Source organism: Ruegeria sp. AP11, assembly GCF_056535865.1.
Map to the genome: position 1 here is coordinate 376091 of NZ_JBQFJB010000002.1, position 20561 is coordinate 396651.

General features: G+C 60.7%; 15 protein-coding genes. 7 read left to right on the plus strand and 8 right to left on the minus strand.

Annotated features, from left to right (window positions below):
• Positions 1 to 187 precede the first annotated feature (187 nt).
• The 4 genes from ACR3E4_RS19680 to ACR3E4_RS19695 are packed head-to-tail and all read left to right on the plus strand — an operon-like array spanning position 188 to position 5734.
• Positions 188 to 2281, plus strand: coding sequence for a hydantoinase/oxoprolinase family protein (locus tag ACR3E4_RS19680; protein ID WP_480530882.1), 2094 nt, complete (start codon positions 188 to 190; stop codon positions 2279 to 2281).
• Positions 2281 to 3933, plus strand: a complete 1653-nt coding sequence (locus tag ACR3E4_RS19685) for a hydantoinase B/oxoprolinase family protein (RefSeq protein ID WP_480530884.1) — start codon at positions 2281 to 2283, stop codon at positions 3931 to 3933. Before ACR3E4_RS19680 ends, ACR3E4_RS19685 begins: the two co-directional genes overlap by 1 nt.
• Positions 3930 to 4997, plus strand: coding sequence for a pyridoxal phosphate-dependent aminotransferase (locus tag ACR3E4_RS19690; RefSeq protein WP_480530886.1), 1068 nt, complete (start codon positions 3930 to 3932; stop codon positions 4995 to 4997). Before ACR3E4_RS19685 ends, ACR3E4_RS19690 begins: the two co-directional genes overlap by 4 nt.
• Positions 4994 to 5734, plus strand: a complete 741-nt coding sequence (locus ACR3E4_RS19695; RefSeq protein WP_480530888.1) for a maleate cis-trans isomerase family protein — start codon at positions 4994 to 4996, stop codon at positions 5732 to 5734. The genes ACR3E4_RS19690 and ACR3E4_RS19695 overlap by 4 nt, the downstream gene beginning before the upstream one ends.
• 39 nt (positions 5735 to 5773) lie before the next feature.
• Here the strand turns inward: ACR3E4_RS19695 and ACR3E4_RS19700 are convergent, their stop codons facing one another.
• Genes ACR3E4_RS19700 through ACR3E4_RS19730 form a run of 7 tightly spaced genes read right to left on the minus strand, consistent with a single transcriptional unit; the run spans position 5774 to position 14537 of the window.
• A complete protein-coding gene (locus ACR3E4_RS19700; protein ID WP_480530890.1) occupies positions 5774 to 7309 on the minus strand; it encodes a trimethylamine methyltransferase family protein in 1536 nt (511 codons plus the stop codon).
• A 1-nt stretch (position 7310) separates the two neighbouring features.
• Positions 7311 to 8276 (minus strand): D-2-hydroxyacid dehydrogenase, encoded by a 966-nt coding sequence (locus ACR3E4_RS19705; RefSeq protein WP_480530892.1) that lies wholly within the window; start codon positions 8274 to 8276, stop codon positions 7311 to 7313.
• Positions 8273 to 8827 (minus strand): hypothetical protein, encoded by a 555-nt coding sequence (locus ACR3E4_RS19710; protein ID WP_480530894.1) that lies wholly within the window; start codon positions 8825 to 8827, stop codon positions 8273 to 8275. The genes ACR3E4_RS19705 and ACR3E4_RS19710 overlap by 4 nt, the downstream gene beginning before the upstream one ends.
• Complete coding sequence (locus ACR3E4_RS19715; RefSeq protein ID WP_480530896.1) at positions 8827 to 11667, minus strand: 2Fe-2S iron-sulfur cluster-binding protein; 2841 nt, start codon at positions 11665 to 11667, stop codon at positions 8827 to 8829. The genes ACR3E4_RS19710 and ACR3E4_RS19715 overlap by 1 nt, the downstream gene beginning before the upstream one ends.
• The gene (locus ACR3E4_RS19720) at positions 11664 to 11924 is read right to left on the minus strand and encodes a sarcosine oxidase subunit delta (protein ID WP_480530898.1); all 261 of its coding nucleotides are present in this window, start codon (positions 11922 to 11924) and stop codon (positions 11664 to 11666) included. Before ACR3E4_RS19720 ends, ACR3E4_RS19715 begins: the two co-directional genes overlap by 4 nt.
• Position 11925: 1 nt before the next feature.
• Complete coding sequence (locus ACR3E4_RS19725) at positions 11926 to 13167, minus strand: FAD-dependent oxidoreductase (RefSeq protein ID WP_480530900.1); 1242 nt, start codon at positions 13165 to 13167, stop codon at positions 11926 to 11928.
• Positions 13168 to 13181: 14 nt separating this feature from the next.
• On the minus strand, positions 13182 to 14537 hold the full coding sequence (locus ACR3E4_RS19730; protein WP_480530902.1) for an MmgE/PrpD family protein: 1356 nt from the start codon (positions 14535 to 14537) through the stop codon (positions 13182 to 13184).
• A 225-nt stretch (positions 14538 to 14762) separates the two neighbouring features.
• On the opposite strand from ACR3E4_RS19730, the gene ACR3E4_RS19735 reads away from it, so the two are divergent.
• The 3 genes from ACR3E4_RS19735 (at position 14763) to ACR3E4_RS19745 (ending at position 19612) form a co-directional block, all read left to right on the plus strand.
• Positions 14763 to 15659 (plus strand): LysR substrate-binding domain-containing protein, encoded by an 897-nt coding sequence (locus tag ACR3E4_RS19735; protein WP_480530904.1) that lies wholly within the window; start codon positions 14763 to 14765, stop codon positions 15657 to 15659.
• Positions 15660 to 15896: 237 nt separating this feature from the next.
• The gene (locus tag ACR3E4_RS19740) at positions 15897 to 17147 is read left to right on the plus strand and encodes an aminotransferase class V-fold PLP-dependent enzyme (RefSeq protein WP_480530906.1); all 1251 of its coding nucleotides are present in this window, start codon (positions 15897 to 15899) and stop codon (positions 17145 to 17147) included.
• A 20-nt stretch (positions 17148 to 17167) separates the two neighbouring features.
• Entirely contained in the window at positions 17168 to 19612 is a 2445-nt protein-coding gene (locus ACR3E4_RS19745) for a GcvT family protein (protein ID WP_480530908.1), read from the plus strand.
• Positions 19613 to 19675: 63 nt separating this feature from the next.
• Here the strand turns inward: ACR3E4_RS19745 and ACR3E4_RS19750 are convergent, their stop codons facing one another.
• Complete coding sequence (locus ACR3E4_RS19750; RefSeq protein WP_480530910.1) at positions 19676 to 20560, minus strand: HAD-IIA family hydrolase; 885 nt, start codon at positions 20558 to 20560, stop codon at positions 19676 to 19678.
• Position 20561: the final 1 nt, after the last annotated feature.

Here is a 20561-nt window from a genome sequence, read left to right on the forward strand (position 1 = left end):
GCAGGCTGCTTTGTCGCAAATTTGCTAGTGCCTTTCGCGCGTGCGGGCAACAAATGTGCATGACGTGTCTGATCACTCCCAGTTCTTTGGGTCGCCGTGCGACCGGTTGCGACCTTGTACCGATGTGCAGGTAACCACCCGCAAGGGTGTCCAAGCTACTTACATTCAGAAGAATACGGGATGATACATGAAGACCGCGCTGCGCCTGGCCATTGATATTGGCGGCACTTTTACCGACACAGTTCTGGTTTCCGGGACCGAGACCATATTGGCCTCGACCAAAACACTGACGACACATCAAAACCCCGCCGAAGGAGCCATGGAAGGCGCCGTTCGTGTCATGGCGCAATCCGGCCGGTCTCTGGCTGAGGTTACCGGCTTTATTCATGGAACCACGCTGGCCACCAACGCCCTGATCGAGCGGCGCGGAGCGGTCGTGGCGACCATTTGTACCGACGGATTCCGCGACATCCTCGATATCGGGTACGAGCGCCGGTATTCCCAATACGACATCAACCTGGAAAAGCCCGATCTGCTGGTGCCGCGCGAACGGTCCCTGACCATTCGCGAACGAATGTCCGCTGAAGGTGAGGTGCTGATTCCACTGGATGAGGCGCAGGTTGAGCTCTTGCTGGCTGAGATTGATGCAAGCGGCGCCGAGGCCGTCGCCATCTGTCTGATGCACGCTTATGCCAACCCGGCCCATGAGCGGCGGCTGCGCGACCTCCTGAGCACGCACCGCCCTTATCTGACGATTTCGATTTCGTCCGAGGTCAGTCCCGAAGCGCGTGAGTTTGACAGGCTCTGCACCACCGTCGCCAACGCCTATATTCAGCCGTTGATGGAGAGTTATCTTGCCCGGTTCGCCGATCAGTTCGCAGCTGAAGGCATCAGGTGTCCGATCCTGATGATGACCGCGGGTGGCGGTATGTGCACCATCGAGACGGCGGCCCGGTTTCCGATCCGACTGGTCGAATCCGGCCCGGCGGGCGGGGCCATTCTGGCCGCGCGCATCGCTGCACGTGCCGGTTTGGATGAGGTCTTGTCTTTCGATGTGGGTGGCACCACCGCCAAGCTGTGCCTGATCGACAAGGCGCGCCCTCAGACATCTCGGTCATTCGAAATCGCACGTGCCGCACGGTTTATCAAAGGGTCGGGCATGCCTGTGCGCATTCCGGTGATCGAGATGATTGAGATCGGCGCGGGCGGAGGCTCGATCGCGGGGGTGGATCGTTTGGGCCGCCTGACAGTCGGACCGAAATCTGCCGGGTCCGAGCCTGGGCCGGTGGCGTTCATGCGCGGAGGCACAGATCCCACGGTGACAGACAGCGATATCACCCTTGGTTACATCGTGCCCAATACCTTTGCCGAAGGGCATATCAAGCTTGATCCCGATGGCTCCAGGGCAGCTCTGACCCGCGTGATCGGCGAAAGGCTGGATCTTGATGCAGTCGGGTCGGCTGACGGGGTAAGCCGCATCGTGGATGAAAGCATGGCCAGCGCCGGACGAATGCACGCGGTGGAAAGCGGCAAGGACCTTGGTCCGCGCACGATGATCGCCTTTGGCGGCAACGGTCCCTTGCATGCCAGCCGGGTGGCACGCTCTGCCGGGGTGTCGCGCATCGTGATCCCGCCCAATCCGGGCGTCGGGTCTGCGGTGGGTTTCCTGTTCGCGCCGGTCTCGTTCGAGATTGTCCGCTCGCGCTACTCACTGCTGGACAGCATGGATATGGATGGGGTGAACGGCCTGTTTGACGCCATGATCGCCGAGGCAAAGGAGGTCGTGGCCCAAGGCGCAGGCGATGCGCCGACCGAGACCCAGCGCACCGCCTTCATGCGCTATAACGGGCAGGGGCATGAGATCGAGATCACCCTGCCGGATCGCGCCCTGACGACCGGGGACATTGCCCCGCTGACCGCCGCATTCGAGACGGAATATCGCAAACAGTTCTCGCGCCCGGTGCCGGGGATGGAGATCGAGATTCTGAACTGGGCCGTGCGCGTAGCGACCCCGGACAGCGCCGTGCCGCCAGTGCCGGAAACGCCTGACAGGTCAATGTTCAACGTGACCGAAACGCGCCCGATCACGTGTGACGTCGATGGCAAGGCAAAAGATGCGGCTTTTGTGGCCCGTGCCGACCTGAAGCCTGGCGACCACGTCTCGGGCCCGGCTTTGATCCATGAACCTCAAACCACAACGCTCGTATCCGCCGATTTCTCGGCTCATATGGATGCCATCGGCAACCTTGTCCTCGTTCAAGACCAGAAAGGAGGCGCATGATGAACGCTGAGCTTTCCACCGCCCGCCTGCAAGTGATGTGGAACCGCCTGCTTGCGGTGGTCGAGGAACAGGGTCAGACCCTGATCCGCGCTGCGTTCTCGCCCATTGTGCGCGAATGCGGTGACATTTCCGCCGGTATCTTTGACGTCAACGGCCGGATGCTGGCGCAGGCCGTGACCGGTACTCCGGGGCATATCAACACCATGGCCGAGGCCGTGTTGCATCTGCGCGGTCAATTCTCGCTGCAGGACATGAAACCCGGCGACATCTATATGACCAATGATCCGTGGCTTGCCTCGGGGCATCTGAATGATTTCCTGCTGATGATGCCTGCCTTCAAGGACGGCAAGGTGGTGGGCTTCACCTCTTGCACTTCGCATCTGGTCGATCTGGGCGGTCTGGGCATGGGCCCCGAGGGCTCGGATATCTATGACGAAGGGCTGTTGATCCCACCCTGTAAACTGGTCGAGGCGGGCACGCCCAACGCGCTGCTGATGGACATCATCCGCGCCAACTCGCGCGAGCCGATCGCCAATGAGGGTGACATTTACGCCCTGATCGCCTGTTGCGAGGCCGGGGTGACCCGATTGGTGGCGATGATGGACGAGTTCGGGATCGACGATCTGGACACGTTGGGCAGCTACATCATCGACACGTCCCGCAAGGGTGCGCTCGAGGCTATCTCCGAAGTGCCTGAAGGCGTTTACAAGAATGTCCTTCGCATGGATGGCTACGAAAACGAGCTGGAACTGCACGCCACTCTGACCGTCACCAAGGACGGGATGCATGTGGATTTCACCGGCACATCGGGCTGTTCGAAAAAGGGCATCAACGTGCCGCTGAACTATGCCACCGCTTATACGGTCTTTGCCCTGCGCTGCATCGTCGGGCCGGACATTCCCAACAACGCAGGCTCGCTGGAGCCGTTTACGGTCGATGGCCCCAAAGGCTGCATTCTGAACGCGCAGCGCCCGGTGCCGGTTGCGATGCGCCATACGCTGGGGCAGGTGACCCCGGATCTGGTGTTGGGTTGTCTGCATCAGGCACTGCCGGATCAGGTCCCCGCCGAAGGTGCCTCGTGCATGTTCGACCTGCCCATGCGCCACGCGCCCGAAGTCGCCGCAAACGGCGGACGCGAGTTTGCCATTGAACCCGTGCATAATGGCGGCACCGGTGCGCGGCCCCATGCGGATGGGCTCTCGGCTACGGCGTATCCGTCTGGCGTGTTTGGCTCTCAGGTGGAAATCACCGAAAGCGTGGCCCCCGTAATCATGTGGCGGCGTGAGCTTCTGCCGGATTCAGGCGGTGCTGGTCAATATCGTGGCGGGCTGGGACAGCGGATCGAGATGACCTCGTCCAATGATGCGCCGTTCATCGTGTTCCTGTCAGTGGAGCGGCTGAAGTTCCCGGCGCTTGGTCGTATGGGCGGTCAGCCCGGTGCCCCGGGGCGTATCCGGTTCCGCAATCGCGGCGGCGATATCCCGGGCAAGGGTGAGCTGCGGGTGGAAGGCGATGACTACCTGATCTTCGACACACCCGGTGGTGGAGGCTTTGGTGATCCAGCGAAGCGCGACCCGGACGCTGTGGCGCTGGACCTCAGACGCGGGTTGGTCACGAAAGAAGGCGTGAAAGCCTATGGAGGTGACGCATGATCCGTCCGGTTTCTCATGTCGGTGCCATGGGCGCCTATGCGTTGGCTGATCTGGGTGGCGAAGACACCGTTTCGCTGGCCCAGAATGAAAGCGCGTTTCCGGCAAGTCCCGCCGCCGTGGCCGCGGGGAAAACGGCGCTGGCTGATCTGACACTGTACCCCGATCCCGAATGGCCCGAGATGCGCGCGGCGATTGCCGATGTGCACGGGCTGGACCCGGTGCGGGTGCTGTGTGGGGCCGGGTCGATGGAGTTGATCGGCTGCCTGATCCGCGCTTTTGCAGGGCCGGGCGATCAGGTGCTGGGCACGCAATATGGCTATGCTTTCGTGGCTTCTGCCACTGCACAGGCGCAGGCGGAATACATCGCTGCACCCGAGGTCGATCTGACCGTCTCGGTGGATGCGGTTCTGGCCGCCATCACCCCGGCGACCCGTATCGCGTTCGTCTGTAACCCGGGCAACCCCACCGGAACGCTGTTCCCGAATGCCGACATTCTGCGTCTGCGGGACGCATTGCCTGCCGATGTGTTGCTGGTGGTGGATCAGGCTTATGCCGAGTTTGCCGACCCCACCAATGATCCGGCCGAGATTTTTGCGCTCGCGGATCGGGGGGATACTGTGATCACGCGCACCTTCTCGAAAGCTTACGGCTTGGCCGGAGCACGCGCCGGTTGGGGTTATTTTCCCACCGATATCGCGGCAGAATTGCGCAAACTGCTGAACCCGAACAATATTTCGATCGCTTCGCAGGCGGCTGCAGCAGCGGCGATGCGCGATCAGGCGCATATGCGTGATGTGGTCGCCCGCACGTCGGCCATTCGGGACAAATTCGCGCAAGACTGCCGCGATCTTGGGCTGACCGTGCCCGAAAGCCATACCAATTTCGTGCTGATCCGTTTTGCCGATGCTGAAACGGCGCGGAACGCGGATGCCGCCTTGCGCGCGCAAGGGCTTTTGATGCGCGGAATGGGTGGCTATGGTCTGGGCGATTGCCTGCGCGCCACGATCTGCGAACAGGATATCATGGATCGCTGTCTGGCCGTTCTGAAAGAGGTGACGTCATGACCCATGAAACCCGGACACGGGCCAAGATCGGCGTTTTGGTACCCTTCACCAACACCAATCTCGAAGCAGATATGATGTTGATGCGCAGCCCGGATACGACCGTGCATTTCCAGCGTATGGGCGGTTACGATGTGGATGAGATCCCGGGATCGGATCAGATGGCCGGTCTTGGCGCTTCGGATATCAGTCATGATCTGAGGATGATTTCCGGTGTTCGGCCCGATGTGGTGCTTTATGGCTGCACATCGGCCACCCTGACCCATGGGCCGTCCTTTGACGAACAACTGGCGAAGGACATCAAGGCCGGATCGGGTGCGCTATCGTTTACGGCCGCCGGTGCACTGGTCGATGCGATCAAAACGCTGGGCGTGACCAAGGTGGGATTTTCGTCACCCTACCTTGGTGAGATCAACAGGCAAGCGATGGAGTTTCTGGCACAGAACCAGATCACCACGGTCAAATGCGCCGATATCGGTCGTGAGTTGGGCAATTACGGTCAGGGAGAGCTGACACCGGACGAGGTGTTTGATCTGGCCTGTCAGGCCGACCACCCCGAGGCCGAAGCCATCGTCCTAAGCTGCACCGACATGCGCGCGGTCGAGGCTGTCGACCGCATCGAAGCCGCACTCGGAAAACCGGTTGTGACCTCAAACCAGGCCATGATGTTTGCGCTGATGCGGGCACTGGACCTGCCGCGTCAGGGAAATGTCCCGGGGCGGCTGTTCGACCTGTTATGATCGAGGGTTGGGCGGAGGCACTGCTTCCGCCCTAACCGATTAGGGCTCATCCGATCCGATCTCTTCCTTGCGCTTGGCAATATAGGCATCCAGTTCTTCGCGGATCGCCGGGTCCATGGCGGGTGTTTCATAGTCCCGCAACGCTTGCTGCCAGATTTCGGTGGCTCGGTTCAGGGCAGTTTTTGAACCTGCAGCCTCCCACGCGCCGTAGTTTTGCCAGTCCGACAGCATCGGTGCATAGAATGCAGTCTCATACCGCTCCATCGTGTGCTCGGTGCCGAAGAAATGGCCGCCGGTCGGAACATCCTTGATGGCATCAAAGCCCAGTTCGCTGTCGTCGAATTTCAGCGGCTTCAGAAATTCAATCATATTCTGCAGGATTTCCACATCCATGACGAGCTTCTCATAGGAGGCGGTCAGCCCCCCTTCCAGCCATCCGGCTGCATGATAAACTAGATTGGCCCCGCCCAGAACCGCACCCCAGGTGGCCATCATCGTCTCATAGGCCGCCTGCAAATCAACCACGTTCGAGGCATTGGCGTTCGAGGTCCGGTACGGAATACCGTAACGGCGCGTCAACTGGCCGCTGATCATGTTCGCCTTGGTGTTTTCCGGCGTACCAAAAGCGGGCGCGCCTGAACGCATGTCCACATTCGAAGTAAACGCGCCGTACATCACCGGCGTGCCGGGATTGACCAGTTGCGTCAGGGTCACGCCGAACAAAGCCTCGGCGTTTTGCTGCGCCAGTGCTGCGGGCAGCGTCACCGGTGTCATCGCGCCCATCAGCGTGAAGGGCGTGATCGTCACTGGCTGGCCATGTTCAGCCATGGCAATCAAGCCGTCACCCATGGCATCGTCGAACAGACGGGGCGAGTTGACTGAGATGATGGTGATAAGCCCCGGATCGGCGCGCATTTCTTCCAGCGTCATGCCGCGCGCGATGGCCATCATGTTGATCCCGTCCATCGCCCGGCCCCGGCCAATCGCCGTGGCATGAAAGCTTAGGTCACTATAGGTTAGGTTGGCGTTGTAGGTGTCCAGATGCCGGTTGTTGGCGGGCAATTCCAGTGGCGCTGTGACCTGATTGCCAATCAGATGAATGGCATTGAAGTGATGCGCCAGTTTGATGAAGTTGCAATAATCTTCATAGTTGCCGGGTCGCCGCCCGTTGATGCAGTCATGTACGTTTGGCGGGCCCGCGACGAGGCCGAAATTGACATGATTGCCGCCCATGGTGATCCGCTTATCCGGATTGCGGGCGGTCAGCGTGAAAGTCTTGGGAACGGTTTTCAGCGCCTCGTTAACGATGCTTTCGTCGATACGAATTGTTTTGGTGTCCCGGTCGACAAGCGCGCCGGCCTGTTCGAACAGATCCATCACGTTGTCGCCCATGACCCGAATTCCGGCCTCGGACAGGATACGCATCGAGGTGGCGTGCAACTGATCCAGTTGCTCTTCGCTCAGCAATTCCAGCTTGGGGGAAGCGTTGACCACATTCTGCCAGGGAAGTTGCTGGATGCTTGAGCTGCCACGATCGCTTTTGCCGCGCCGACCGCTGCGTCTTTCACGGGCCATGTCAGTATCCTCGCTCGGGGTTGACTATGTTTTTGAGATCGTCGCCTTTGCGATATCGCCAGAGGTTGTCGGAAAACATCTCAACCGATTTGAGAACCCAACCCTCGTAGACGGACGCGCAATGCGGTGTGATGATGACGTTGTCAAAACCCCAGAGTACGTGATCTGCGGGCAGTGGCTCGACCGTGAAAACATCCAGCGCAGCCCCTTTCAGGGCGCCGGATTCCAATGCAGTGACCAGAGGTTGTTCAACGATCACGCCACCGCGCGAGACATCGATGATCACCGCGACGGGTTTCATCGCGGCAAAGGCATCCGCATCGACCATCCCCCTCGTGCTGTCCAGAAGCGGTACGCAGACGACGATGAAATCCGCGCGCGACCAGAGATCGGCGAGGGCATCCATCCCATGCACTTCATCCACATTCGGAGTGTCCTTGGGTCGCGCCCGTACGCCAATTGTGGACAGGCCCATCGCTTTGGACCGGGCGGCCACCGCCATGCCGGTCTGTCCCAGCCCAAGGATCAACACCGTCTTGCCGTCAATCGGTTCGACCTTGCCCGACACCCATTCATGTCGTGCCTGTGCGGCCCGGAAGCCCGGTAAATCCAGCGAGAAGTGCAGCATCGCCCCCAGCGCATATTGCGCCATCATATCGGCGGCGACGCCGGCGGCATTGGTCACCGTGAAGGTATCCGGGTCCCAGGGGTTCATGTGATCGGTGCCCGACCCACCAACCGAGACCCACTTTACGCTGGGGGCATCAATCAGCGCCTGCCGGGGAAAACCGGGTGTGCCCGCGAAACGGACGGAATAGACCACTTCTGCCTGCGTATCCGCGATCATTGCGGGCAAGGCCTCGTAGCTGTCGCAAGTGTGGATTTCCAGATCCGGGTGCCGCGCGGCCAATACGGTCTTTGCGGCGTCTGGGTTGTCGGTATGAAGGATGGTAACCGGAGATTTCACAGTACAGTCTCTTTGCTGAATTCCTGGGCAGCAGTTTCTATCGCCTTTGCGAAGAATGCGGTGGCCGAGATGTCGAAGAAGACGCAGAAACCGTCCTGCCCCTGATGCTGGGCACGCCATGTAATGGCCTCGACATATCCGACGCGGGTCTGCGCGATCTGGCCTTCGGAAAAGGCTTGTTGCGACAGGTTCACCGGACAGATCTTGGCCATCAGCTCGTCAAGATACGGGCCCGACAGGTGCATCCAGGCCCATGTCTCATCGCGCCAGGCATCATAACCCTTCGGAGCGTCAGAAGAGGACCAGGCGGTGCGCAGATCTTCTGCACCCTCAATCACCACCAGATCCTCGCGCCCCAGTCGCAGGATACCGTCCGCGAACTGGTTCACCTCGGGCAGGGTCCGCCCTTGCGATGCAATCCAGTCGGCAGAACCGCGCCCCTTCAGCCCAAAGCGCGACTGCGCGGTCAGATCGACAAGGCTTACAGGGCCAGAGACTAGCGTCACGCCGTCTGCCGAGCCGCCGGGGTTCAGGGGATAGGTTCGCATCATCAGACCTCCTGCCTCGTGTTGTCGGGGTCAAAAAAGGCGTGTGGGCCGACGGGTACGGTGACGCGTGCCCCGTTTCGGCATTTGACCGTGACGGCCGCGCCGATTTCTGCATCGCGTCCGTCCACATAGGCCAAAGCGATATGTTTGCCCAAGGTAGGCGACCACAGCACTGACGTCACATGGCCGACCGGCACCTCATCGCGCAGCACCAGACAGCTTTCGTCCGGCACATCTCCGCCTTCAAAGGAAAGTCCCACCAACTTGCGCGACAAACCCTTGTTCCGGCGCATCTCGATGGCGCGTTTGCCTATGAAGAACGGCTTGGTCTTGGATATGGCCCAGCCAAAGCCCAGCTCATCCGGCGAGGTCAGCGCATCGGTGTCCTGCCCGATCAGAATGTGCCCCTTTTCCAGACGCAGTATCCGGCTGGCTTCCAGGCCGTAGGGGCGCAAGCCAACCGGCGCACCCGCCGCCAATATCGCATCCCACAGGGACTTGGCATAGCTGGTGGGGCAATGCAGCTCAAAGCTCAGCTCACCGGTAAAGCCGATCCGCATGGCGCGGACCGGAACACCCGCCACCATGCCCGAGCGGCCATCGAGATAGGCAAAGCCGTCGCGTGAGAAATCGATGTCGCTGTCCAGCGCTTCGACCACCTGGCGCGCTTTGGGCCCGGTGATGTTGAAACCGGAAAAGGCGGCAGTGACGTTCAACACATCCACATCCAGCCGCCATTGGGCGTTCCAGAACAGCATATCCGCATAGACCCGTGCCACGGCCCCGGTTGTCGCGGTGACATAGTACATATCCTCGGCCAGACGATAGGCGACGCCGTCGTCGATCACGGTGCCCATCTCATTGGTCATCAGGCAGTACCGGCACCGACCGACAGGTTGTTTCTTGTAGGCCATCGTGTAGATGCGGTTGAGGAATTCGCCCGCATCCGGCCCACGCACCTCCAACCCGCCGAGGGTCGAGACATCCAGCACGCCGACCCCTTCACGCACGGCCTTGACCTCTTCTTCGATCAACCGTTTGGCGTCGGTTTTCGGCCCATAGAAATAGGGGCGCCACCAGGCGCCGACCGGGCGCATATCGGCCTCGAGGCGAATATGTTCCTGATGCAATGCACTGCGCCGTTCGGCAGGGTGGTGATGGCCGGACAGAACACCCAGTGTTTCCGGGGCAAACGGGGGCCGGGCCGTGGTTACGCCGGTCTCCGCTATGCTGCGTCCGGTGGCATCGGCCACAACACGCGCCGTCGCCAGAGCCGAGTGACGGCCCTGCGATGGTCCCATGCCCACCGTAGTGAACCGCTTGATCAATTCCAGCTCGCGATAGCCTTCCTTGGTCGCGTTTTGCAGATCCTTGACCTGAATATCCTCGTCCCTGTCGACGAAATCCTTACCTTTGGGATGAGGGGCGATCTTTGGTTCGTAGTTGGCCAGGGCCGCTTCGGGATCCGCCAGCGGGTCAACGTCATCATGGGGCAGATCCAGCCGGGCCAGAGCCGCATTGGCGGCACTGCGGGCATCGTTCATAACCACGGATGCGCTGACCGGGCCATTGATACTGCCTGCGGTGCCAAGCGGGCCATCGGGCAGGGCCAGTGAGAACCGCGCTGTTGCGTCATCGTAGCTGAGCTTTGCGCCCGCCTGACAGGGCAATTGCCAGCTGGGCGCGGACCCGACCGAGATCACGACCAGATCACAATCGATCCGCTGTCCGTTTGCTGAGACAGCGGTGACGTGGGTCTTGCCATGTGCCTCGCTGATCTCACCCGACACGATGGCCACTCCCTGACGGCGCAGGTTTTCGGACAGACCGTTGCAGGACCCATCAGGGCGTGGATCGACAACGGCGGCAATTTCAACGCCCGCATCCAGCAGGTCCTGCGCCACGCGGTAACCTTCGGGGTTGGCGGCCAGAACCACGGCGCGCGCTCCCGGTTTGACCGCATAGTGCCGCATCAGGCGTTGGACGGCCGAGCCCAACAGGATGCCGGGCAAGTCATTGTTACGGAAAACGGCGGGCTGCTCGATGCAGCCGGTGGCCAGAATGACCTCGCGCGCTCTGGTTTTGAACAGCTTGTTGCCCCGGATCAGCGGCAGCCAGTTGTCCTCGTACCAGCCGTTCACAACGGTGTCCGTCATGATCCGCAGGTTGGGCAGATTGCAGGCGCGCTCCGTCAACTCGGCCAGCAGGTCAGCGCCCTCCCGGCGATAGGTCAGCGCACCGCCCAATTCGGGCTCCATCTCGGCCAGGATCACGTCGGCCCCGGATTGCGCCGCCTCGATCGCTGCGGTCAGACCAGCAAGGCCCCCGCCCACAACCAGCAAATCACAGAACAGGTTGGCTTTCTCGAAATCCTGATGCGCGGCGTTGGTGTCCAGCACGCCCAGACCGGCCTTTTTGCGGATCAGCGGCTCCCAGAGTTTCAGCCAGCTGTTGCGCGTAGGGCCCATGAAGGTACGGTAATAAAACCCGACAGGCATGAAACGACCCAGCTTGTCGAGCACCGCGTCGCGGTCTCGCGCCAGCGAGCCGTTGACGTTCTGCGCGCTTACGGTCAGCCCCTCGGTGATCGCGTGCCTGTCCGCCTGCACGTTGGGATCAGAAGGCAACTGCACCAGCGTGTCCGCCTCGGAACCTGCCATCGACATCAACCCACGTGGGCGGTGGTACTTGAAACTGCGCGACAGCATCCACTGCCCGCTGGCCGCCAGCGCCGATGCGATGACATCGCCCTCGAACCCGGTAAAACTCTGGCCTTCAAAGGTAAAACGCACGGGCATGTCGCGCCGGATGCGCGTACCGTAAGGGGCGGGCAGCCGGGTCATTGGACGGCCTCCGATTCGTCGAAGGTGCGGATCACTTCGTTGGTGGTGACATCGCGTTCGGCCAGGAAGAAATAGTTCGAGGGCAAATGACGCCACCATTCTGTCATGACGCCGGTCCTGTTGTCGGCGCGGAACAGGTGTCGCGCCCAGTCCTGATCCGATGTCGTGGCTGGGTCGGGATCGGCCTTTACCGGGCCGAAACACTGGAATTCGTTGATGTTGCGGGGGCCGTTCATCGGGCAGGTCAGGATCTTCATGTCAGTGGCTCGCAGCGGTTGCGCCCATTTCATTGAGCAGGTCGAACGTGGCAAAACGTTCCATGGTGAAGGGTTCAAGCACCGGGGCGACCTTCTGGTTGGCGATCGTCTGCGCCATGTACTTGCCCGCCACCGGCGTTGCCTTGAAGCCCCATGTGCCCCAACCGCAATCCAGCCACAGGTTCGACAGCGGGCTGGCACCCATGATCGGCGAGTAATCGGGCGTCATGTCGGTGATCCCGGCCCATTGGCGCAGCAGGCACACGCCTTGCAGGAAGGGGAACAGATGCACGGCACCCTCGGCCAGATGTTCCTTCATATCCAGCGTCGAGCGGGTGGAATACAGCTGGTACGGATCCGAACCGCCGCCGATCACGATCTCGCCGCGCGAGGACTGCACCAGATAGGTGTGCAGGCTGACCGAGCTGACGAGCGTGTGCAGCCAGGGTTTCAGCGGCTGGGTGACCATGGCTTGCAAGGGGAAGCAGCGGATCGGCAGTTCGACCCCGGCTTTCAGGGCCATGTCATAGTTCATACCACCGACGGCGATCATCACCTGACCGGCCGAAATGGTTCCTCGATTGGTTCGCACGGCCGTGATTTTGCCGCCGTCGATATCGAAGCCTTCAACTTCGGTTCGCTGATGGATTTCCACGCCCCGACGGCTGGCCTGCGTGGCATAGCCCCACGCCACCGCATCGTGGCGGGCAGTGCCGCCATCGGTGTGCCAGAGACCGCCGATAATCTCCAGTGCGCCACCTTCGTCCATGTTCAGATGGGGGCTGAGTTCCTTGACCGTTTGCGCGTCAACCACTTCGATATTTGTGCCGGCGTGCTTGCCCATCTCGGCCCGAAGGTGAAAGCTGCGCAGGGTCGCTTCGGTATGGGCCAGGGTCAGCTGTCCGCGCTGGCTGAACATCACGTTGAAGTCCAGTTCCTCGCTCATTTCCTCGTAGAGTTGAACGCCTTCCTTGTAGAACGCGATACCTTCTTTGGTGATATAGTTCGAACGGATGGTCGTCGTGTTCCGCGCGGTGTTACCCCCGGCCAGATAGCCCTTTTCCAGAACCGCCACATTGGTGATGCCGTGATATTTGGAAAGGTAGTGCGCGCAGGCCAGCCCATGGCCGCCGCCGCCCACGATCACCACATCATAGCTGGGTTTCAGATCGGGCGTGGCCGGGATGTCGCCGGTCACCGGGTATGTGCCGGACAACCCGTATTTCAACAGTTTCAGGGGCATTTTATTCGTTCCGTTTACGCCCTGTCCGGCGCGTTGTAGATCAGGGCGCCAAGGTCAGAGAACTTTGAGGCCGGATCGGTCAGACCAAGCACTGCATCGCGAATGGCGGTAGCCCGAGATTCACCCAGCGACGGCGTGGCGAATTCCATGAACTTGTCGATCACTTCGGACCGTTCCATCGGGGCCTCGGGGCCGCCGCGGGCGTGGACATCACCCGATTCCAACACGCGCCCGTCACTCAGGGTCAAGCTGACATCGGCGCAGCGGCTTTGGGGGAAACGATCCGAATGGCGCACGTCTTCGGCCACTGAAATACGCTCGACAATCGACGCAACCAGCGGATCGGACAGACCGGCACCGGTGATATGTTCCACCCCGATGCGTCCATAGGCCGCCATCGTGGCAACGGCGAAAGGCAGGGAATACTGCGCTTTCGAGGTGTCATCGGGCATGCCCTGGAACAGGCAGGCGCTTTCGTGGAAGGTATTGACCTGAATGGAGGCGATATCGTTATGGCTCAGGCCATGGTCGCGCATCAGCGCACGGGTGGCATCGATGGCGGCATGGGCCCAGCGGCAGATCGGATAAGGCTTCACATATTGATGCTCCATCTGCCAGAACCGGCCCAGGTCCTGCCAGTGCGGGGCGACGTCTTCGGTTTCGATGGTGATGGCCGGGGCTCCGGTAAAGCCTTTCTCGGCCAGAACAGCCGAAGAAATACCCACCATCGCACCCCAGCCCGAACCATCGTGCAGCATGGTTGGATTGGCAATTTCGCGCATCATCTGGCTGCGCGGGCCGTGATATTCGGCGATGCCCATGGCCTGCCGCATCTGTTCTGCGCTAAGCCCGCGCATACGGGCCGCCACAGCCACCACACCCAAAGCGTTCCAGGCGCCCGAGGTGTGATAATCGCTGACCGTATCATGCAGTGAGATGCCCGCGCGCCCCGCGACCTCGTAGCCGATAGTCACAGCGGCCAGCGCTTCAGGACCCGAGAAATCGGGCACCGTTTCGGCCAAGGCAGCGAGGGCAGGGACTATAACGACACCGATGTGGCCCTTGGTCGGATTATACCCGTCATGCCCGTCCAGATTGTCGGTCTGAGTCGCTGCGGCATAGGCCGCGCCCGCCGCGCTGACCCGCCGCCCGTCGAACAGCATCCGCGCGCCAAGGGAACTGTCGCCTGCACCGTACAACGCCTGCGCGGTTTCCCGCGCGATTGTTCCGGCCTGCATCGGGCCGGACCCGATGGTGATGCCCAAAGTATCCAGCAACATCAGCGCCGCTGCGTTCAGGGTCGAATCGGGAAAATCCACGGCCGTGCTGCCGAGAGTGAAGTCTGCAACTTTCTGAAATGTATCCGCCACGGCCTGCCTGCATGTGTTGAATTTTGGGACACTGCGATCAGAAGGCAAATTAGGTACATTTACCGCGTGCGGCACGAAAACAATCCTAGGGCTATGGCACCGGTTTTTTTGTGACTGTCTGATTTGTTGTGTCGCGAACGGGACAACTCTAAAGTCGCGAATGAACAAGAGACCGCAATTTCCGCGGATTAGTCAACGCGACAACAGCCTCGGGACATGCCCAATATGATGAACCTGCCTCACCTGTCCTTTCTCCGCTCGTTCGAGGCGGCCGCGCGGCATCTGAGCTTTACCAGCGCCGCAGAGGAGCTGAACTGTACCCAATCGGCGGTCAGCAACCATGTGCGGTCACTGGAAGAGTTCATCAAGCGGCCCCTGTTTTTGCGCCATCCAAGATCGCTGTCCCTAACTGATGCGGGTAAGGCGTATCTTCCGTCTGTGCGTCATGCGTTGCAAGAGATCGACACGGCGACGCAATCGATTGTGTCGCGCCCGCATATTCGCAATGTTGTTGTGTCCTGCCCGGTAAGTCTGGCTGAAAATTGGCTGCCCGATGTGGTTCAGGGGTTTTCCGAGGTGCACCCCGATATCGCCCTGACCGTTCATGGCACGATCTGGACGGATGTCGAGCCAAATGTCTCGGATATTTCCATTACGATCAATCATGTAGATGATGTCGCCGATGATCTTACTCGGCTGTGGGTGGACAAACTGACCGTCGTCTGCGCCCCGGGATTTACAGTCGATGGGCGACGCCTGACCGATCCGAAACAGCTGCAGGACGCGCGTCTGATCCATATTCTGGGGCGGCCCGCCTATTGGGAGAAAGTGGCAACCGAGTTTGACCTTGAGGATCTGAACCAGAAAGAGGGTCCGCGCACGAATGCCTCGAACCTCGCATTGGAGCTTGCGGTCAAGTCGTTGGGCTGTGTTGCATTGCCAAAATCTCTGGCGCGGCCTTACGTGGATCGGGGCTTGCTGATCGAGCCCCTGGATTTTGATCTGAAAAGCCCCTGGGCTTATTATGCCAAACTCAAGGGGAAATCCGCATCCTCTGCCGTCCGGCTGTTTCAGGACTGGCTATTGAACGCCGCTGCTGAAACGAATGGCCAAAACGGGTGATCTTCAGCAAAATCGCACGTCCAATTCAGATCGGGACGGCAAGTGTTGTTGCCGGGTTGAAGGGCGCGCCACGCCTGGCGGATGGGTGTCGCAAAAGACACCTCAGAAATGCCGATTTGCCTGCGCAGAATTTTCGACTGCTTTGCCCCGGATTTTTTTGCATGTCTTGTTTCGGGAACCATCTTAGGTTCAGCGAAACTGCCAGCCGTCATAGGCACAATAAACAGGTCGACCACCATGAGCCAAATTTCAGATGTCCTGCTGGATCAGATCCGCAGCCGCTTTGCCCAGATAGATAGCTGCCCGCAGCAGGGTCCGCGTATCTTTTTCGAAAACGCGGGCGGCGCACTGACGCTGAATTCGGTTGTGGACACTTCGCAGACCTATGCCGCGATCCCCGACAATCAGGGCCGCGACAACCCCGGCAGCCATGAACTGGTGCGTGTGATAAACAAGGCCAAAGAAGACATGGCCGTGTTCATGAACGCGCCCGGCGGCCAGTTCTTTGTCGGCGAAAGCGGCACCGAGCTGCTGTTCCGCCTGATCATGAACGCCTGTCTGGGCACCGGTTCTGGGCAGGTTCTGGGCACCACGCTGGAACACCCCGCCACCCGCAGCGCCTGCGCTCGCTGGGCCGGGGTGGCCGGGCAGGATCATGTTCTGGTCGCCCATGACGACGCTACCGGTACCGTCACCGCCGACGCCTATGCCGCTCAGGTGACGCCTCAGACCAAGGTAGCCACCATCGTGCACACCTCGCCGGTGACCGGCATGGGCGTGGATGTCGCCGCCGTGGCTGCCGCCATCCGGGCCGTTGCGCCTGACTGTATTATCATCGTTGATGGCATCCAGCACGCAGCCCATGGCCGGATCGACCTGACCGCTTACGGCGTCGATGGCTATGTGATCTCGCCCTACAAGGTGTTCTCGCGCCATGGCTACGGGGTGGCGTGGATATCCGACCGGTTGACCAAGCTGCCGCATAACTGCCTGATCGATGGCCCCGTGGACAATTGGGAGATGGGCACGCGCGACACCGGGTCCTACGCCACCATGTCCGACGTGGTGAGCTATTTCGAATGGCTGGGCGAGCAGGTCAGCGACGCCTCCGACCGGCGCGCCAAATTCGTCGCAGCGGGCGAGGCGATCCATGCGCAGGAGAAGGCGCTGACCGACGCGATGATCCACGGCACCGGCAACCTGCCCGGACTGGCCGAGATGGAGAAGGTGACCATTCTGGGCGGCGTCGACAACCCGGCGCGCGAGGGGTTGGTTTCGCTGCGGGTCGAGGGCGTGCCTTCGGTCGATGTGGTCAAACAACTGAACGAACAGGGCATCCGCACTCATCTGCGCAGGGCCGATCATTATTCCGGCAACATTCTGAACCCGCTTGGTATGGACAGCTGCGTGCGGGTTTCGATGTGCCATTACAACAGTATCGCCGAAGTGGCCCAGTTTCTGGGCGCCATGAAAAGTATCGCCGCCTGAGGCATTAAGAGGGAAATCCCATGAAAACGCACGCACAAGCGGTTGTGATCGGCGGTGGCCTGGCCGGAACGTCGATCCTGTATCACCTGGCCAAGATGGGCTGGACGGACTCGATCCTGCTGGAACGGGATGAACTGACCAGCGGTTCGACCTGGCACGCGGCGGCCAATATTCACGGGCTGCATGACAACAACAACATCACCCGCATCCAGCACTATACGATGAACCTGTATAAGGAACTGGAGCAGGAGACCGGCCAAAGCTGCGGCGTGTTCCAGCCCGGCTCGCTGTATCTGGCGCAGACCGAGGAGCGTGAGCATCAGCTGCGCCTGCAGGAGGCCAAGGCGAGGTTCTACGGGCTGAACTTCCACGAGGTCAGCCGCGAAGAGGCCAAGGAACTGCACCCGCTGGCGCAGTTCGACGATATCCGCTGTATCATGTACGAACCCGATGGCGGCAACGTGGACCCTTCGGGCGTGCCGCATGCCTATGCCGCCGGTGCGCGCGCCATGGGTGCGACCATCGAACGGTTCTGCCCGGTCACGGCGACGGAACAGCAGCCAGACGGCAGCTGGATTGTGCGCACCCCCAAAGGGGACATTCACACGCAATGGGTGGTGAATGCTGCGGGCCTCTGGGGCCGCGAAGTGGCGGCGATGGCGGGTCTGACGCTGCCGCTGCAACCGACCGAGCATCAGTATTTCGTCACTGAGACCATCGACGAGGTCGCCAATCTGGGCCGTCGTCTGCCCTCGATCGCCGACCGCGACGGCGAATATTACTTCCGGCAGGAAGGCAACGGACTGCTGATCGGCGCCTATGAGAAAGACATGAAATTCTGGGCCGAAGAAGGAACGCCGCTGGATTTCGCCCATGACCTGTTCCCCGACGATCTGGACCGGATCATGGAAAACGTGATCCGCGCCACCGAACGGGTGCCTGCGGCGGCGACGGCAGGGGTCAAGCGGGTGATCAACGGGCCGATGATCTGGTCACCCGACAGCTCGGCCCTGTGGGGGCCTGTGCCGGAACTGAAGAACTATTTCCTGTGCGGCGGCCTGATCCCCGGCTTCTCGCAATCGGGCGGTCTGGGCCTGCTGGCGGCGCAATGGATGATCGAGGGCGAGCCGCAATACGACATGTTCGCCTGGGACCTGGCCCGCTTCGGCGACTGGGCCGACAAGAAATTCACCAAGGCACGGGTCGAGGATTCCTATACCCACCGCTTCAAGATCCACTTCCCGAACGAAGAACGCAGCGCGGGCCGTCCCGCCCGTGTCCGCCCGGCATACGAAATGCAAAAGGGCATGGGCTGCGTCTTTGGCCTGAACTGCGGCTGGGAACATCCGCTTTGGTTCGCTGATCAGCCCGGCGCGCAGGAAACCAACGGCTTCACCCGCCAGAACTGGTGGGACCCGGTGGGCCGCGAGGTGCGGATGTTGCGCGAGAATGTGGGCGTTATCGATATCTCGAACTTCGCCAATTACGTGATCAAGGGGCCGGGTGCGCATGACTGGCTGGACCGTCTGGTCGCCAACCGGGTGCCGACCGAGATCGGTCGTTCCTGCCTGACGCCGCTGATCTCGGTCCGTGGCGGCGTGGCCGGTGATTTCACCATCACTAAGGTGGCGGATGATGAATACATGATGATCGGCTCCGGCATGGCCGAGCGCTATCATCAGCGGTTCTTCAACATGGTCGACCTGCCGGAAGGCACCACATTTGAGGTCGCGACTGATCGCATCGCCGGTTTCAACGTCGCCGGTCCGAAAGCGCGCGACCTGCTGCAGCGCCTGACCAATGCGGACCTGTCGAACGAGGCGTTCCGCTTCATGCGCTCGGCCACCATCGAGGTTGCCGGTGTCACCTGTCTGGCCATCCGCGTCAGCTTTACCGGCGATCTGGGCTGGGAACTGCACTGCCCCGAAGAGGATCAGGTGCGTCTGTACACCGCGCTGCTGGAGGCCGCCAAATCGCTGGAGGGCGGTCCCGTCGGCGGCCGCGCACTGGGGTCGTTGCGGATCGAAAAGGGCTACGGCTCGTGGGGTCGCGAATATTCGCAGGAATACTGGCCGCAAGAGGTCGGGCTGGCCGGTCTGATCAAGCTGGACAAGGATTTCCTGCACAAGGACGCTTATCTGGCCGTCAAGGACAATGCCCCGCGCGAGGTTCTGTCGAGCTTTGAAATTGAAGTGACCGAGGACGCGGATGCAACCGGTGGCGAGCCGATCTTCACCCCGGATGGCACACCTGTAGGGCGCGTGACCTCGGGTGCCTATGGGTATTCGGTCGGCAAGTCGCTGGCTCTCGGATATGTCAATCCGACGGTGGCGGGGCCGGGCGACACGGTCGAGGTGTTCATCCTTGGTAAACCTCACACAGCAACCATCCTCGCCGAAGCACCGTTCGATCCAAAGGGTGACCGGTTGCGTGACGTTAAGCCAATATTGGTGAATTCAGGGTGAGCGCTTAGTTCACATCTTTTGTCTATGGCGCGTTACATGGAACTGTCGAAGTTCACCGTTAGATCAGATCCGGTCAAGGATCCAATTCGGGTGCAGGCCGGATGACTTTATGAAAGGTTTAGCATCATGTCCGGCCATCACCCCATCGCGGGTGACAAGAACCGTTTTCCAGCCCACTGCTGCAGCCCCCAGGATATCGGTCTGCAAAGTATCGCCACACATGACAATTCGGCGTGCTGGGATATCCGGCAGGCTATGCCGGGCTAAATCATAGACATCCGGATAAGGTTTGCCGCAAAAGCGCACGCTTTTCTGGCCCAGATCTACGAGCTGATGACCGAAATATCCCGGTTCCAGTGACAATCCGCACCCCCGCGGGGCGACCAGATCGGCGTTGGCGATGATCACGGGGCGAGGTGCCTGCTGTAACGCTGCGATCAGCATCGATTGTTTGGCCGGGTTCCAATGGGCAGTTGAAAGAAACAGAAACCCTTCGGCATGATCATAGGCGGACGCGTCCATATCCAGCCGCAGGGTTGGGGCTGTGATTTCGGTAAGGGTGTCATCCTCGGCAGCGATCACGCCCCAAACGCGGTCGTCAATAATCTCCAGCGCGATATCCCGACTGGTGATGATTTCGGTCGGTTCCACACGCAGACCTAAGGCGTGAAATTTTTCAATCGCACGAGAATTGTCATAGCTGGCAGCGTTTGAAAGGATACGAATGGCACAGCCTGCGGCACGCAGTTCATCCAGCCGGGCAGCCGCCCCCGGGATCGGTCGGGTGCCGACATTCAGGACGCCGAAAGCGTCAAAGACAAATGCATCAGCCTGATCTTTCAGGTCGAGTAGCGAACGGATTGCGACAGTGTCTGCGCGGGTTTGATTTGAAGGCAACCGGTCCCGCAACTCTTCGTAGCGGGCAAAGACATCCTGGACTGTTTGCATG